Source organism: Pseudomonas sp. 2822-15 (genome assembly GCF_002742515.1).
GTDB lineage: Bacteria > Pseudomonadota > Gammaproteobacteria > Pseudomonadales > Pseudomonadaceae > Aquipseudomonas > Aquipseudomonas salomonii.
Genome location: NZ_LJRY01000199.1, coordinates 146,895 through 162,032, shown reverse-complemented (window position 1 = coordinate 162,032; position 15,138 = coordinate 146,895). Strand labels below are relative to the sequence as shown.

The window sequence follows — 15,138 nt, the reverse complement described above, 5'->3', positions numbered from 1 at the left end:
CGTGTGCTCGATTCAGATAACGAACCGCGCGACCATCCCATTCAAATCCACCGCCAGGCGCGACAGTTCATGGCTGGCCGCGCTGGTCTGGTTGGCGCCTGCCGCCGATTGAGTCGCGAGGTCGCGGATATTGACCAGGTTGCGATCCACTTCACGGGACACCTGGGCCTGTTCTTCCGAGGCGCTGGCGATCACCAGGTTGCGCTCGTTGATCAGGCTGATCGATTCGGTGATCTGTTCCAGGGCCACACCGGCAGCGCGCGCCAGTTCCAGGGTGGTCTGGGTGCGCTGGTTGCTCTGCTGCATCGACTGCACGGCGTCGCCGGTGCCACTCTGGATGCCGGCGACCATTTTTTCAATTTCCTGGGTCGATTGCGCGGTGCGGTGCGCCAGGGCGCGTACTTCATCGGCCACCACGGCAAACCCACGCCCGGCTTCACCGGCGCGTGCGGCTTCAATCGCAGCATTAAGTGCCAGCAGGTTGGTCTGTTCGGCAATCGCGCGGATCACGTCAAGGACCTTGCCGATATCACGGCCCTGGGTCGCCAGGCCTTCAATCATCCGTGCGGTGTTTTGCACATCCTGGGTCATGGTCTGAATGGCCCCGACGGTTTCCACCACACGGTCACGCCCTTCCCGCGCCGCCTGGTTGGACTGGCTGGAAGCTTCTGAAGTAGACACCGCATTACGCGCCACTTCTTCGACGGCGGCGGTCATTTCGTTGACGGCCGTGGCGGCCTGGTCGATTTCGTTGTTCTGCTGTTGCAGGCCTTTGGAGGCTTCTTCGGTCACCGCGCTCAATTCTTCGGCGGCCGAGGCCAGTTGCGTGGCCGAGCCGGCGATGTGCTGGATGGTCTGGCGCAGGTTGGTTTGCATCGCCGACAAGGCGCCCAGCAGGCGCGCAGGCTCATCCTTGCCGGCGTCTTCGATAACGGTTGTCAGGTTACCGCCGGCAATGGTCTGGGCCACTTCCAACGCTTTGCGCAGCGGCGTGACGATGCTGCGGGTCAGCAGCCAGGCGAGCAGGACCGTCAGCACGGCGGCAGCGACTGAGAAGACAATTACGCCGGTAATCGCGCCTTGATAACTCGACCCGGCCAAGGTGTCGGCATCCCTGGCATCGGCGGCATTGATGGCGATCAGCTTGTTGAGCTGCTCACCCATCTGGTCAGTACCGTCCTTGATACGCGTGTTAATTAACGCACGCATCTCCTCGACTTTGTTTTGTTTGGACAAGGCCAGCATTTCGGCCTGTGCCTTGAGGTAGTTGTCCAGCGTACTCACAAATGCCTTGTACAACGCTGCTTCCTCCGGCCCCGCCGGCAGCGGCGCATACCCGGCCTGGGCGGTTTTTACTTTGTCGGTCAGGACGCCCATGCGGGTTTCGGCTTCCTGCAGGCCGGCGGGCTCGCGGTTGACCAGCACGCGAAAAGAGAGGATGCGCAAGCGCAGCACGTTTTCGGTGATGTTGCCCAGGTACGTGACGCTGGGCAGTTGCGTGGAGGTCATCTCCACCGACGACTGACGGATCTGCGTCATGCGGCTGACCGCAAACACCCCCAACAACACCACTAACAACGCAATGAATGCGAAACCGAGAAACGCGCGAGGGGCAATATTCAAATGACGTAGGGACATAGGGGTTGCTCTCAGAAGGAGTGTTTGCGAGCGTCCATGCCGCGAAACGATCAGTGGGCGTCAACGCGCCGCTCTGATCTTTGGTCACCACTGTTATGGTTGGAATGTGGGCCTATACGAGATATCGGCAGATCCTGAGGTTTTGCGCAGGGCTTTTATAAATATTTTTTTACACTTCTGAGGGCTGGCACTTTCTGGCATCCTGCGCCTCCATTTTCTGACCCGAGCCCGTACTTTGTCTGACGCTCAAGCCCCCCGCCCGCGCTATAAATCCGACCTGATCTATGGCCTGGAAGACCGCCCGCATTTCACCGCAGCGATCTTTGCCGCGCTGCAACATGTGCTTGCCAGCTTCGTCGGCATCATCACCCCGACGTTGATCGTCGGCGGCGTGCTCGGCCTGGAAAGCGAGGTGCCTTACCTGGTAAGCATGGCGCTGTTCGTGTCCGGGCTCGGCACGTTTGTGCAGGCGCGTACCTTCGGCCCAATCGGTTCCGGCCTGTTGTGCCTGCAGGGGACGAGCTTTTCGTTTATCAGCGTGATCCTCAGCGCCGGGTTCATGGTCAAGGCCCGGGGCGGCGGTACCGATGAGATCCTCTCGACGATTTTCGGCATCTGCTTTTTCGCCGCGTTTATCGAGGTGGTGCTCAGCCAGTTCATCGGCAAACTGCGCAAGCTGATCACCCCGGTGGTCACCGGCACCATCATTACCTTGATGGGTTTGTCGCTGATCAAGGTAGCGGTCACCGACATGGCCGGCGGCTTCGGGGCCAGCGACCTGGGTGCCGCGGGCAATATGGGGCTGGCCGCCCTGGTGCTGTTGACCATCGTGGTGCTCAACCGCTTCAGTAACCCGTTCGTGCGCCTGGGTTCGATCGTGATCGGCCTGACCCTGGGTTTTGTGGTGGCCTGGTGGATGGGCCGCGTCGACATGGCCGCGCTGCCCCAGGTGCCGCTGATCAGTGTGCCGGTGCCGTTCAAGTATGGTTTTTCGTTCGACTGGGTGGCGTTTATCCCGGTGGCGGTGATCTTCCTGATTTCACCGCTGGAAGCGGCCGGTGACCTGACGGCCAACTCGATGATTTCCCAGCAACCGGTCAAGGGCCCGCTGTACATCAAGCGCATCAAGTCCGGCCTGCTGGCCGACGGCCTCAACTCGGCGATGGCGGCGACGTTCAACAGCCTGCCCATGGTGACCTTCGCTCAAAACAACGGCGTGATCCAGCTGACCGGCGTGGCCAGCCGCTACGTCGCATATTTTATCGCCGGCCTGCTGGTGCTGCTGGGGCTGTTCCCGATGATCGGCGCAGTGCTGCAACTGATGCCCAAGCCGGTATTGGGCGGCGCCACGCTGATCATGTTCGGCACCGTGGCCGTGGCCGGGATCAAGATCCTCGCCGAAGCCGGGCTGCACCGCCGCAATGTGCTGATCGTGGCGATCTCATTGGGCATGGGCCTGGGTGTGGCCGCCGTACCGGAAGTGCTGCGCGACCTGCCCAAGGCGCTGCACAACATCTTTGAATCGCCGATCACCGTGGGCGCGTTCTGTGCAATCGTGCTGAACATTTTCCTGCCCGAGGAGTTCTTAGAGCTGGAAGAGGATGAATTTGATCCGGAGTCCTCTACTCTCAAGGTCATGCAGGATCCGGACGTCACGAAATAGGAGCACCTTTGGTATGCGCAAGCTCATGGTTCTATCGCTGCTGTTGCTGACCTTGAGCGCCTGCGCGCTGTTCCCCAATCGCGACCCGGTCAATATGAGCGTGGTGGGCATCGAACCGCTGCAAAGCCAGGACCTGGAAGTGCGTTTCGCCGTGAAGTTGCGGGTACAAAACCCCAATGAAACGGCGATCGACTACAGTGGTGTGGCCCTGGACCTGGACGTCAATGGGCGCCCCTTGGCGTCCGGGGTAAGCGACCAGGCCGGCAGCATCCCACGGTTTTCCGAGAGGGTGCTGATGGTGCCGGTGAGTGTTTCGGCGTTCTCCGTGTTGCGTCAGACCTTGGGGCTGAGCCAGACCCAAAGCCTGAACAACCTGCCCTACACACTGCGCGGCAAACTGGCGGGTGGCCTGTTCGGCACCATGCGCTTTGTGGAGCGTGGCACCCTGAACCTGCCCAACACCGCAACCTGGTAATGGCCATGCAACCGACGTTGTTTACCCAAAGACTGATCCTGCGCCCGCTGACCCTGGACGATGCCGAGGACATCCAGGCGCAATTCGCGCATTGGGATGTGGTGCGTTACCTGACTGCCGAGGTGCCCTGGCCGTACCCGGCCGATGGCGCGCGCCGCTACCTGGAACAGGTAGCCTTGCCGGGCATGGCCCGTGGCGACCAATGGCATTGGTCGATCCGCCTTAAAAGTGCGCCGCAACCAATGATCGGCAATATCAACCTGACGGACGAGGAAGACGATAACCGGGGCTTCTGGCTGGGCCCGCAATGGCAAGGCCAGGGCTTTATGACCGAAGCCAGTGCGGCGGTGACGCAATACTGGTTCGAAGTGCTCAAGCGCCCGCGGATGCGCGTGCCCAAGGCTGCGCCCAATCTGGCATCGCGGCGGATCTCCGAGCGCACGGGGATGCGCTGGATCCGCACGCAGATGGGTGAGTTTGTAGAAGGCACCTTCCCACGCGACATTTGGGAGATTACCCGCGAGGAGTGGTTGGCATTCAGATCTCCCAATCGCTGAAGACCTGATGTGGGAGCTGGCTTGCCTGCGATGGCGGCGTGTCAGGCGACCTATGTGCTGCTGAGCCGACGCTATCGCAGGCAAGCCAGCTCCCACAGTTTTTTACCGCATTCAGTCAGTGACGTAGCGCACACCCGGTTTGGCGCGTTCATCCACCACCAACTCGAATATGTCCGGCCGCGCGTAATGCCCCACCACGTCATAGTCATAGCGCGCCCGCACCAGATCATCGGTGTTGATCTGCGCAGTCAGCAACCCTTCTTCCCCCACCAGCGGCCCGGCCAGGATGTCACCCATCGGCCCGACAATCACACTGCCGCCCGCGATCAACGGGCGCTCTGACGGCCAATTGGCAACCTGCGTGCCCAACGCCGCCGGCGAAGCCTGCACCTGGCAGGCGCTCACCACAAAGCAGCGGCCTTCATGGGCGATGTGGCGCATGCTCACTTGCCACATCTCGCGCTCATCCACCGTCGGCGTGCACCACACTTGCACACCTTTGGCGTACATCGCCGTGCGCAGCAGCGGCATCATGTTTTCCCAGCACACCGCGCCGCCCAAGCGCCCGACGGCAGCGTCGATCACCGGCAAGGTCGAGCCATCGCCCGTGCCCCATATAAGTCGTTCAGTGCCGGTGGGCATCAGTTTGCGGTGCTTGGCCACCAGGCCGCCGGTGGGTTCGAAATACAACACGGTGCAATACAACGTGCTGGCACTGCGCTCGATCACGCCGAGTACCAGGCTGGCACCGGTGCGCGCGGATAGCCCCGCCAGCGCCTCGGTCTCGGCGCCCGGTACATCGATGGCATTGGCAAAATAGTGCGCAAAGGCTTCACGGCCTTCCGGCAAGCGGTAGCCCAACTGCGTGCCGAAGGTTTCGCCCTTCGGATACCCGCCGAGCAATGCTTCGGGCATCACCACCAATTGCGCGCCACTGCGCACAATCGCCTCCTCGTAGGTGAGGATCTGGGCCAGGGTGTCAGCCTTGCCACCCGGCAAGGCTCCGATCTGCAACGCCGCTACGGTAGAAATGGGCATCAGGTTCTCTCCAGAGAAAGGGGGTTGCCCATTCTCCGGCGAGGGGCAATCATGAATAAAGCCCACTTCAGTGCTAAATGATATGAGCCAAATGAATATCGCCCAGGTTGACCTGAACCTGCTGAAAACCTTCGAAGCCTTGCACGACGAGTCCAGCGCCAGCCGCGCAGCCTTGCGCCTGGGCGTCACGCAATCGGCGATCAGCGCCGGCCTGCGACGTTTACGTGACGTGTACGACGACCCACTGTTTGTGCGCACCGGGCGTGGGCTGGCGCCGACCTTGCGCGCCAATCAGTTGAAACCGGTGATCAGCGAGGCGCTGGACCGTTGTCGGCAGAGCCTGGAAATGGTCAACCCGGCCAACCCGAACTATCAGGGCCGCTCGGTGGTGCTGGGCTTGTCCGATGACTTTGAGATTGCCCATGGCCGGCGGCTGATGGCAGAAATTGCCCGGCGCGCGCCGAAACTGCGGGTGATCTTCCGCCAGACCCACAGCCAGATCGTGGCAGGCGCCCTGCTCGAGCGCAGCCTGGACCTGGCGATCACCGCCGGCGGCTTTGCCGAGCGCAGGTTGAGCCGGCACGTGCTGGGCGAAGGCGACTACCGCTGCCTGGTCGACCCGCACAGCCTGGCGCCGGGGCAACACGGCATCAGCCTTGCGGAGTTCGTGGCACGCGAGCATGTGCTGGTGTCGTCGGGCGGGTTTATCGGGATTACCGATGAAGGGTTGGCGGCGCACGGGTTGAGCCGCCAGGTGTGTGCGTCCACCAGTCACTTTGCCGGGCTGCCGTTTTTGCTCAAGGGCAGCGCGGCAGTGGCGACGATTCCCGGGCATGCCGCCGAAGCGATTGCGCAGATGACCGGCCTGCGTGTGCTGCCCTGCCCACTGGCGCTGCCGCGCTACCCGGTGGAGTTGGGCTGGCGCACCCAGGCGCAGCTCGATCCGCTGTTGCTCAAAGTGCGCGAAGCGATTGTGGCCAGCTTTACTTAGCAGCGGCCATCAGTTTGTTGACTTCGCTGCGCACCATGTTGGAAAACTCCGGCGGCGACATGCCATCAAGCTCGGCACGTACCCACTCAGCCCACTTGCCTTTGCGCTTGGCACGCTCGCCGAACAAACGCGCCGCTTCGCCCTTGGCCTTGCCCAGGTTGGTTTGCCACAGGTCGTAGAGGCGGGACTTTTCATCTTCCAGCTCGGCGCGTTCGGCGAGGGTTTTGTTGGCCAGATTGAAGCTCATGTTGAATTTCCTGCTGCACAAATAGGCGACATCTTACACTGTAGGTCGAACCATCCTGATCCGGATTTTACCTGCAAACCGCTCACGGCAAAAAAACTGCAACTTTTAGCCAAGCCCGACACTCCATTGTTCACTGTCACATTCACTCGCAAGGAGTCACACAATGGCCCGCAAAACTGCCGCCCAAGCTGTCGAAGATCAAATCAAGGATCAAGCTTTCAGTGAACTGACGGCCTTGATCGAAGAGTCGGACAAGCTGCTCAAAAGCAGCGCTTCGCTGGTAGGCGAAGAAGGTGAGACGCTGCGCGAGCAGGTTGCCATCAAGCTCAAGCAAGCGCTGGACTCGGTGTCCAACGTGCGTGAACGCAGCAAGCCGGTGGTGGATGCCACCGAAAACTATATCGGTGGCCACCCATGGCAGACCGTGGCGATTTCTGCAGGTTTTGGCCTGGTGGTAGGCCTGTTGCTGGGTCGTCGTAACTAAACCATCGAGACTACGCCATCTAGATTACGCCATCGAGACCAACCCATCGAGGCTGCGTGATAAAGGCTGCGCCATTGGCGCAGCCTTTTCTTTTACCCTTCGGCCAGTGCCTGTAACTGCTTGAGCTCCTGCGCATCGATCTCGATGCCGGTTTCCTGCGACTTTACCCGCGTGCGATGGCGCCGATCCCCCGGCAAGCGCCGCAACCCCGCCGCATGCATCTGCCGCACCAGTTCCTGGCTGCGCTCGGCAAAGCCTTGCCCGGCGGTTTTGCTCGGGTCGATCACGATCAGCAATTGGCCGGTCCAGGGTGTACGCGCCCCTGGATGATCGGCCCAATTGAACTCGAATGAGAAATTGCCGCCCGTGAGTGCCGCCGCCAGCAACTCGACCATCATCGACAGCGCTGAGCCCTTGTGCCCGCCAAATGGCAGCAGTGCGCCCCCTTCAAGAATCGCTTTGGGGTCCTGGGTCGGTTGGCCCAGGCTGTCCACGCCCATGCCCGGTGGCAGGCGCTCGCCCTTGCGCGCCGCGATTTGCACGTCGCCATGGGCGATCGCGCTGGTAGCCAGGTCAAACACGATGGGCGGCCCATCGGCACGCGGCGCGGCAAAGGCAATGGGGTTGGTGCCGAACAAGGGGCGATCCGCACCGTGGGGCACCACGCAGGTCATGCTGTTGACCACGCTCAAGGCCACCAGGCCTTCTTCGGCGAAGGGCTCGACATCAGGCCATAACGCCGCAAAGTGATGAGAATTGCGAATCGCCAGTAACGCGATTCCGGCGCTGCGCGCCTTCTCTACCAACAGCGAGCGCGCGGCGTCGAGCGCCGGTTGGGCAAACCCGTTATCGGCATCTACACGTACAAAGCCTGCGGCGACGTCCTCGACCACGGGCACAGCCTTGCCATTGACCCAGCCGCTGTTGAGCGTCGATACATACCCCGGAATGCGGAACACGCCGTGACTATGGGCGCCGTCACGTTCGGCGCTGGCGCAGTTGTGCGCAAGGATCGCCGCCACCTGCGCGGATGTGCCGTGCAGCACAAAGACCTGTTGCAGCAGCGCGACTAACTCGGTGAAGCCGATTACGGTTGAAGCCTTGGCAACTGTCGGAGACTGCGCAGACATTTGAAGCTCCGTTTTTATGATTGCGTTTTTATGATTAGGAGAGGCAACGAATGGACATTCAAGTGCCCGATTAAACACCACGCACTGTGCCTGCTGTCAACTTGCGACGGGCCTCAATAGTTACCCCCGCCCGCCGCTCATATGGCCTTAGCCTGTCATTCCCCTGCCCTTTGGAGCAAGCCCATGACCGGCGTTACCCCGGCGTATTTTTTTGACGAATTTTTACTGCCGATTAAAAGAAACTCGCCGAGCGCACGCGAGCGTGCGCTGGGGCTGACCGTCAAAGACCTTGATTGGCTGCATACGGTGTATCAGGCCAACGATGCCGCGCGTAAGGACCCCGAACGGCAAACCTACCCCATGAGTGTCGAAAGGCTAATGATCAATGTGCCGGGCCAGGCGCCCTTTCCACTGGCCGGCGCCTTTGTGATGAGCCCCACCCCGGACGCCGGCAAAGCACTGCTTTACACGCCTTATGGCGGTATTCAGGTGTTTGACGACCCTGCCAGCCTGCTTGTCGATGTCGCCGAGCAATTGGCGAATACGGTGCAGCGTGTCGATTTGATGAGCTTTCTGTCGGTTGCGCAGCGCAACGCCTTGCCCGCCGGCACGCCGATAACGCTGACCACCACGGTTGTCGAAGGCGCCGTCATGCAAGACCAGGAGCAAGCCCTTGAGGCCTGCCAGCTGGATAACGTGCGCACCGTACTCGAGCACCTGCAAAAGACCCCGACGTTGTACGGCATGCTCGACACGCTGCTCGGCATCATGGCGCGCTCGTATTTCCCCAACCTGGATCAACGCGATACACGGGTGAATTTTTTTATCCAGGACCCGGCGGGCGGTCAGCGACGCTGGGCCAATTCCCTGCCGCTGAGCGAGGCGTTGCTGCAGTTTTATGTGAAACATGCCTGGCCCAAGGACCAGACCCGTGAGTATTTCAATCCGAAACACATCACCAGTACCTTCACCTCGGCAGAACGCGAACAAGATCAGCAGTATTGGGAAACCCTGATCAAGGAAACTTCCGGTAGCCTCTCGAAACTGCTGGACAGCCTGCTGAAAACCTATTGGAACGAAGACATCGGCAATGAAACCTCACGCCTGGAACTCTTTACCCAGGTGATGGCAGATAAATTTCGCCTGGATGTGTTGCTCAAGCGCCAGGAGCAAATCCTCAGCGCCGACGAAAGCCACACCCTTCAAGCCTTGTTCCTGCCAGACCATCACGCCCGTAATGCTCACGCCAGGAAACTGAGCGTGGAAACCGTACGCCTGCATGCGCCCTATCAGCACTACGTGGAACTGGCCAGCACACTGTTGATCAGCGAGGGCCACGCCTACCTGTACACGCAATCGCGTGGGGTGCAGGTGCTCAAGGACATGCAGGCGCTCAAAGATACGTTGTTGAGCATGCTCAAGGCCGCCGGCCACGAAGATGAGCTGCTCAATTTTCTGTCTCTGGACGAGCGCGACACGTTTACAGGCCTGGACCAGATAAACATCACCGCCCTGCCCGTTACGGGCAAGGTTTTCGGCGGCATGCTCGAAGACATTGCGACCAAGCAAATCAGCAATATGAACCACGCACTGGACCTTTACCGGCGCAGTGATGGCCAGATCAACCTGGACGCGCTGCTCGATTGCGCCCTGGACATACGCACGATGCTCGACAGTCGCCTGGCGGCAATGGAAACCGCCGGGCGCTGGACGACGCACCTCGTTATCAGCGGCAACGACAGGCCCTCCACCGTGCAGGCCGAACACGCAAAACTACATCTCAAGCGCTTGCGCGCCGCCGAGGATGCGCTGGCCAACGAGCGCAAGCACCAGCCGACATTGCGCTCAATGGTCGCTGTCGCCTTGAATGCAGAGCTGCAATCACAGCGCCTGCCGCTCAAGGCCGAAGAGGTCTATATCAACACTTACCCAACGCATGCCCAGGAGCGTGAAGAGCGCCCGCCATTGAGGTCGGTGAGCATGGTTGAACACTTCATCGAGCGCCTGAGCGGTGAAGCACCTCCCGCTCCCCGCGTCCCCACAACCGGGTTTTACAGGAAGCTCGAACCACACGTGGCCCTGAAGTTGCCGAGCATGACCTTAAGTACCTTCAATATGATCAATAACCAGGTCTTGAAGGTATTTGCCAACCACGAGATGCGCCGGCTTCCAAGGCTGTTCCTCAGCAACATGAGCAACAAACAGGCGCACTCGATGCTGCTCGGCCTGCGCAGTGAAGCCGAACTGAGGCTGTTAGGGAAAACACTGTTGTCCGGCAGCCACGCGGTGGTGGATACCCTGCTACGCACCGAGAGCCTTGTGCGCCTGACCCGACATGGCCTCAACGGCTTTCTGCCGGATGCCTACGCCTTGACCCTGAACCTCGGCACCTGCGACACCGCCCAACCCCTTGCCAACCTGTTTGTACTGACTGAGCGCGGTGGTATCGACCCGCAGCGTTCGGGGCAGGCCGTGCTCTGGACGCCGCGGCGCGGGTATGAGGTATTTGCTTCGGTGCAGGCCTTGCACAAGGCGATGACCGGGCGCCTGCAGCACCCGATCAAACGCCTGGTCCTGCTGGAAAACCTGCCGATTTCGTTGCGCGCGCCCCACCAGGCATATCGGCTTGGCCCCCTGCAACGCATTGACGACAACCTGCTGGACAATCGCCTGAAAACTTACAACGACCAGGTCATGCACAGTATCGATCAGTTGCTTTCGACCCCATTGGCCGCTCGTCCCCTGCAAGACTGCATTGAAACGGCGCTGGAGCAGCCTGCCCCCACCAACCTGGCACGCGCCACGGCGGTGGCGAGTGCCATGGCCCATCAACAGGCCCTGCCGGTCTGGCTGGGCATGGCGCCCCCCAAGGAGCAGATCCATCAAGCAGAACTGCTTGAGCAATATCACAACAGCGCCCCAGACACAGAAGACTACCTGCATGGCATCACGTCGATGCGCGCACACACGCACGCGGCACTGCTGAAATTGCTTAAGGCGCGCTTCCCCGATCACACGCTGGACCCCGATAACGTGCTGATCCCGGTGCATCAGGCGCTCGACGTGCACGTCTTCAGCCTGACCGATTTTACCTTGCGGCATTGGCCGGATCTGGATGCCGAAAACATCCGTTTACGCTCACGGACCGCCACCGCCCTGCCAGCTGCACTCGATGCCAGCGCCGTGGTGCAAATGGTCCGCCAGCTGGACCTGAAAACGGCTTACCAAAAGCTGTTGCAAACGCAGCTGGACACCAACACGGATGAGGGCCTCAAGCGCCGGCGTTTGTTTTGCCGACAGCTGCCCTGGCAAACGTTGCAATTTGCCCATGAGCAAAGGCTGCAGGAACGGCTGACAGCCCAAGGGCTGAGTTACGTGCAACAGGTGTTTGACATGCCCGACGCCCTGGCCCGAGCTGAGCTGGACAGTGCAGCGGCCACGCTTCGACCTTTGGAATTGATTGCAACCGAAGGCGCCACGCCCGCCAGGGTGCCGGGCGTTTACCTGATAGGTCCAACGACCGGCAACGCTGGCCCGTTGGTGATGTATGCACCTTATAGCGACAACCATGCCCTCAAGGAGTACACGAACGAGCAAGCCTTGCTGGATGAATTGGGCAGGCCGGGAGCGCTTCAGGAGTGGATCATCCTGCACCTGGAGGCGCCGCATCAAGCTACCTACCGCAATCTACTGCAAGACAACCGTCATCGCCCCGTCGATATCCGCACAGCCTTTAACGCCGTCACCGGCAATGCCCTTCACTTCTTGTTCAATGACAACACCCTGCTATTGCTCAAGATGCTGGCCGGGCAGTTCGAGGAAGGCGCCAAATCACTCTGGGACCGAATCAGGGTTCTTTTGGGCGAGGGCATCCCTACGGCTGTGCAGTTCATGGCCGGAAAACTCGCGTACCCGCTGATGGTGTGGCGCAGCTACACGCTGTTCAAGCGCTCAGCCGATGAATTGCAGTTGCACCAATGGAAGGCCGGTCTGAAGCACTTTATCAAGGGCGTGGCGCAAATGGCCGCGTTGCGCAGTGAGCTTGAGGGCACCGAAGCCGCGCCACCCACCGAAACCGAAGTGCCGGACGCTGACCTTTCAGATGAGACTTTGCCTGCCGCCACGAGCCTGGCTGCCCTGGATATCACCGCGCCCTCGCGCACTCGTTTGCAGGCTTTCGAAGAGCATGATGTCGCGCTGAAGGACTTGCAGCGCAGTACTTTCAGCCATGTTTACACGGACAAGACGACCTTGAAAGACTATGTGCCGCTGGCAGGCAAGGTGTACTCAGTGAAGAAAACCCGCGATCGCTGGCGACTGGCCAAGGATGAACACGTGGGCGCCTACGTGGGCCGTAACACACAGGGCAAATGGGTGCTGGACCTCAGCCTGCACAACCCGCGGTTTGGTAAAGTCATGTCGCGCATGCAGACGCGGGCCGGCGAACGGGAGGCGATTAATATTGAGGCAACGGGCATAAGGGAAATTGCCGCACTGTCCAGCTGGAAAGCGCAGGTAATCAACGAAGCGCTGAATGTTGCGACGTATTACACCGTCACGTGCAAGCGCAACATCGTTGAGTTTGCAAAACAGCGCGCTCCCGATAGCCGAGTCGGCCGGTTTTTGGGTGAGCTGTTCGGGGTCATCCGTTTGACGCCGGGTCACGTGAGCAAAATCGAGAGAATAGTCGACCTGATATTGGATGAGTTAAGCGACCCCACCCTGACCAGTCCCGACTCCAAACGTTTTGTCAGCGGGACCAGCCGTATCGGCGCAGCGCGCCAGTACGCCTTTATCATTCCTGAAGACAGGGAGCGCAAGCTGTATCTGCTCAACCGGTTCTTCGACCCGTGTATGGATAACTACCAGAACCGCCTGAACTCCCCCTTCGACATATCGGCCCACGCCAGAGCCAGTACCCTTATCCACGAATTGACCCACTTGAAGCTCGATACCGAGGACATCGCCTACCTCGATTCGATGCGGCCTTTCCATGACCTGATCAACGCGGCCAAACCGGGCGCCCGTATCCTCAAAACAACCCTGGAGGACCTGCAAAGTACGGCGCTCTCCACCCTGACGCCCGCAACGATGTTGTTCAAGACCTGGGATGATTACTCGGCGCAATGGGAAGACTACGGGCCTGACACTGCAACGGCTCACGTGCGACAAAAAGTCCTGAAAACCACCGGCACCAAGGACCTCAAGGATGCCCGCGACGTCTTCATGAGTAACGCCGACAAACGCATTGATACGATTTTGGCCAATGCCGACTCGGTGACTTACTTGATTACGCAGTTGGGCCGTGTTTTGGATACGGGGGCTTGAGCAGCCCCCGTCAGGCGCATCAGTCTTTCTGATCGCGCAAAACGTTGCCGGAAGCGCCATCGATACGCGCTTCATACACGATGCCATCGGACTTGCGCCCTTTGACTTCCCAGTAACCATTGTCATCGGCTTCGGCGCTGTAGACCTCGACATAGCCGGCCTTGGTCTTGGCGGTTTCAATGGCCTTTTCGACGGTGATCCAGCCCGCGCCCGGCTTGTCGGCCAGGGCGGCGCCGGCGCTGAGCAGCGCGGTGGTTGCACACAGGGCGGCTAAGGTTTTCTTCAACATATTCGTTCTCCATTGTGGGAATGACGGACTCGTGTCCTGTGGTTTCTGATGTTTTCAAACGAGAATAAGTTCCAATTGATGTGCAATCGCCATGACGGCTGTTCTCGTCATCCGCCTCGGGAGGTTAGAATGTTGGAAATCAGGACGGTTTAATGACTCAACAGCCCCTTTCAGAAGACGAATATGACGCGATCACCGATGCCGCCGCGCATTGGTGCATGCGCCTGCACGCCAGTGATTGCACGGCGGGCGAACGTCGGGCTTTTGAACAATGGCACGACGCCCATCCGCTGCATGCCTTTGAGTATGCGGCCATGCTGGAAATCTGGGACGTGGCCGACCACCTGCCGCGCAGTGAGCCTGCTGCGGTGGTGCTGCCGTTCAAACCGCGCAGCCGCTTGCGCACTTACGCGGTGGCCGCCGCGATATGCCTCGCCGCCCTGCCGCTGGCCGTCTTTACCGGCTGGGAAGCGGGCTGGTTGCCCAGCGCCTATGAGCATTTCGAAGCCGGCACTGGCTTGCGCAAGGTCACCCTCGGCGACGGCAGCCAGGTTGAATTGAACCTGGGCACCGAACTGGTCTACAGCCGTTACAAGAACCAGCGCCGCGTGACTTTGAACAAGGGCGAAGCGTTTTTCAAGGTCAGCCATGACAGCCTTCACCCGTTTATCGTCAAGGCGGGCGAAGGCCAGGTTCGGGTCACCGGCACTCAGTTCAACGTCTGGAAATACGAAGACCAGGTGCGGGTGATGTTGCTGGAAGGCTCGGTGCAGATTTCCAGCGACAAGGAGCACGCCAGCGTGCCCCTGACCCCAGGCATGCAGGCCAGTTACAACCTGGGCGACGCCACCCCGCGAGTCGCTGCGATTAACCCCAATGACTCGGCCCTGGCCTGGCGCCAGGGCAAACTGGTACTCGACAACCTGGCATTGACCGACGCGTTGCCGCTGATCAACCGCTACCTGAGCAAACCGGTGATGCTGGCAGATGCCAGCACCGGCGCGATTCGCATCGGCGGCATCTACAACATCAACGAGGTCAACAACCTCGTGCCTTCCCTGCCCAAGGTGCTGCCGGTCTACCTGACCCAGAACCAGGACGGCAACCCGGTACTCAATTCCATCCCGCGTAAAACGCCCAAGGGCTGAGCCTGCCTGCAACAGCAGGTTCGCTCGCGCTCAATGTGTCCATTTTTGAAACACCGCCCTCGCCTGAATCGCCCGCCGGGTGCGCATTCATGAGTTTGTCATGCGCAGTGTTTCATCGCTGAGACAGCCTTGAGGCGGGGCCGGGCATGT

The 15,138-nt window shown here is 60.3% G+C and carries 12 protein-coding genes; 7 read left to right on the top strand and 5 right to left on the bottom strand.

The annotated features are described in order from the left end of the window. Positions 1-12: 12 nt before the first annotated feature. Positions 13-1,638 carry a methyl-accepting chemotaxis protein gene (locus AOA59_RS19985; RefSeq protein ID WP_099488831.1) on the bottom strand — a complete coding sequence of 542 codons (1,626 nt, stop codon included), beginning with the start codon at positions 1,636-1,638 and terminating at the stop codon, positions 13-15. Positions 1,639-1,873: 235 nt separating this feature from the next. Between AOA59_RS19985 and AOA59_RS19980 the strand changes: the two genes are divergently transcribed. From AOA59_RS19980 to AOA59_RS19970, 3 genes are read left to right on the top strand one after another with little or no spacing between them, the layout of a single operon-like run. After that, complete coding sequence (locus AOA59_RS19980) at positions 1,874-3,301, top strand: nucleobase:cation symporter-2 family protein (RefSeq protein ID WP_065931257.1); 1,428 nt, start codon at positions 1,874-1,876, stop codon at positions 3,299-3,301. Between the two features lie 13 nt (positions 3,302-3,314). Beyond that, positions 3,315-3,776: an LEA type 2 family protein gene (locus AOA59_RS19975; protein WP_099488830.1), complete on the top strand. Its 462-nt coding sequence runs from the start codon at positions 3,315-3,317 to the stop codon at positions 3,774-3,776. Continuing rightward, positions 3,776-4,333 carry a GNAT family N-acetyltransferase gene (locus AOA59_RS19970; RefSeq protein WP_099488829.1) on the top strand — a complete coding sequence of 186 codons (558 nt, stop codon included), beginning with the start codon at positions 3,776-3,778 and terminating at the stop codon, positions 4,331-4,333. The genes AOA59_RS19975 and AOA59_RS19970 overlap by 1 nt, the downstream gene beginning before the upstream one ends. Positions 4,334-4,444: 111 nt before the next feature. Here the strand turns inward: AOA59_RS19970 and AOA59_RS19965 are convergent, their stop codons facing one another. Continuing rightward, positions 4,445-5,371 carry a carbon-nitrogen hydrolase family protein gene (locus tag AOA59_RS19965; RefSeq protein ID WP_099488828.1) on the bottom strand — a complete coding sequence of 309 codons (927 nt, stop codon included), beginning with the start codon at positions 5,369-5,371 and terminating at the stop codon, positions 4,445-4,447. A 91-nt stretch (positions 5,372-5,462) separates the two neighbouring features. Between AOA59_RS19965 and AOA59_RS19960 the strand changes: the two genes are divergently transcribed. After that, positions 5,463-6,362 (top strand): LysR family transcriptional regulator, encoded by a 900-nt coding sequence (locus AOA59_RS19960; RefSeq protein WP_099488827.1) that lies wholly within the window; start codon positions 5,463-5,465, stop codon positions 6,360-6,362. Here AOA59_RS19960 and AOA59_RS19955 read toward each other — a convergent pair. Then, positions 6,355-6,609 (bottom strand): hypothetical protein, encoded by a 255-nt coding sequence (locus tag AOA59_RS19955; protein ID WP_003190904.1) that lies wholly within the window; start codon positions 6,607-6,609, stop codon positions 6,355-6,357. The genes AOA59_RS19960 and AOA59_RS19955 overlap by 8 nt on opposite strands. A gap of 163 nt (positions 6,610-6,772) precedes the next feature. Between AOA59_RS19955 and AOA59_RS19950 the strand changes: the two genes are divergently transcribed. Next, positions 6,773-7,093: a YqjD family protein gene (locus AOA59_RS19950; protein WP_056860283.1), complete on the top strand. Its 321-nt coding sequence runs from the start codon at positions 6,773-6,775 to the stop codon at positions 7,091-7,093. Positions 7,094-7,185: 92 nt separating this feature from the next. Here the strand turns inward: AOA59_RS19950 and AOA59_RS19945 are convergent, their stop codons facing one another. Continuing rightward, positions 7,186-8,223 carry an Ldh family oxidoreductase gene (locus AOA59_RS19945; RefSeq protein WP_099488826.1) on the bottom strand — a complete coding sequence of 346 codons (1,038 nt, stop codon included), beginning with the start codon at positions 8,221-8,223 and terminating at the stop codon, positions 7,186-7,188. 183 nt (positions 8,224-8,406) lie between these two features. Between AOA59_RS19945 and AOA59_RS19940 the strand changes: the two genes are divergently transcribed. Continuing rightward, on the top strand, positions 8,407-13,551 hold the full coding sequence (locus AOA59_RS19940; RefSeq protein WP_099488825.1) for a dermonecrotic toxin domain-containing protein: 5,145 nt from the start codon (positions 8,407-8,409) through the stop codon (positions 13,549-13,551). 19 nt (positions 13,552-13,570) lie between these two features. Here the strand turns inward: AOA59_RS19940 and AOA59_RS19935 are convergent, their stop codons facing one another. Continuing rightward, on the bottom strand, positions 13,571-13,840 hold the full coding sequence (locus AOA59_RS19935) for a PepSY domain-containing protein (protein ID WP_099488824.1): 270 nt from the start codon (positions 13,838-13,840) through the stop codon (positions 13,571-13,573). A 152-nt stretch (positions 13,841-13,992) separates the two neighbouring features. On the opposite strand from AOA59_RS19935, the gene AOA59_RS19930 reads away from it, so the two are divergent. Continuing rightward, positions 13,993-14,988 carry a FecR family protein gene (locus AOA59_RS19930; RefSeq protein ID WP_099488823.1) on the top strand — a complete coding sequence of 332 codons (996 nt, stop codon included), beginning with the start codon at positions 13,993-13,995 and terminating at the stop codon, positions 14,986-14,988. Positions 14,989-15,138 lie beyond the last annotated feature (150 nt).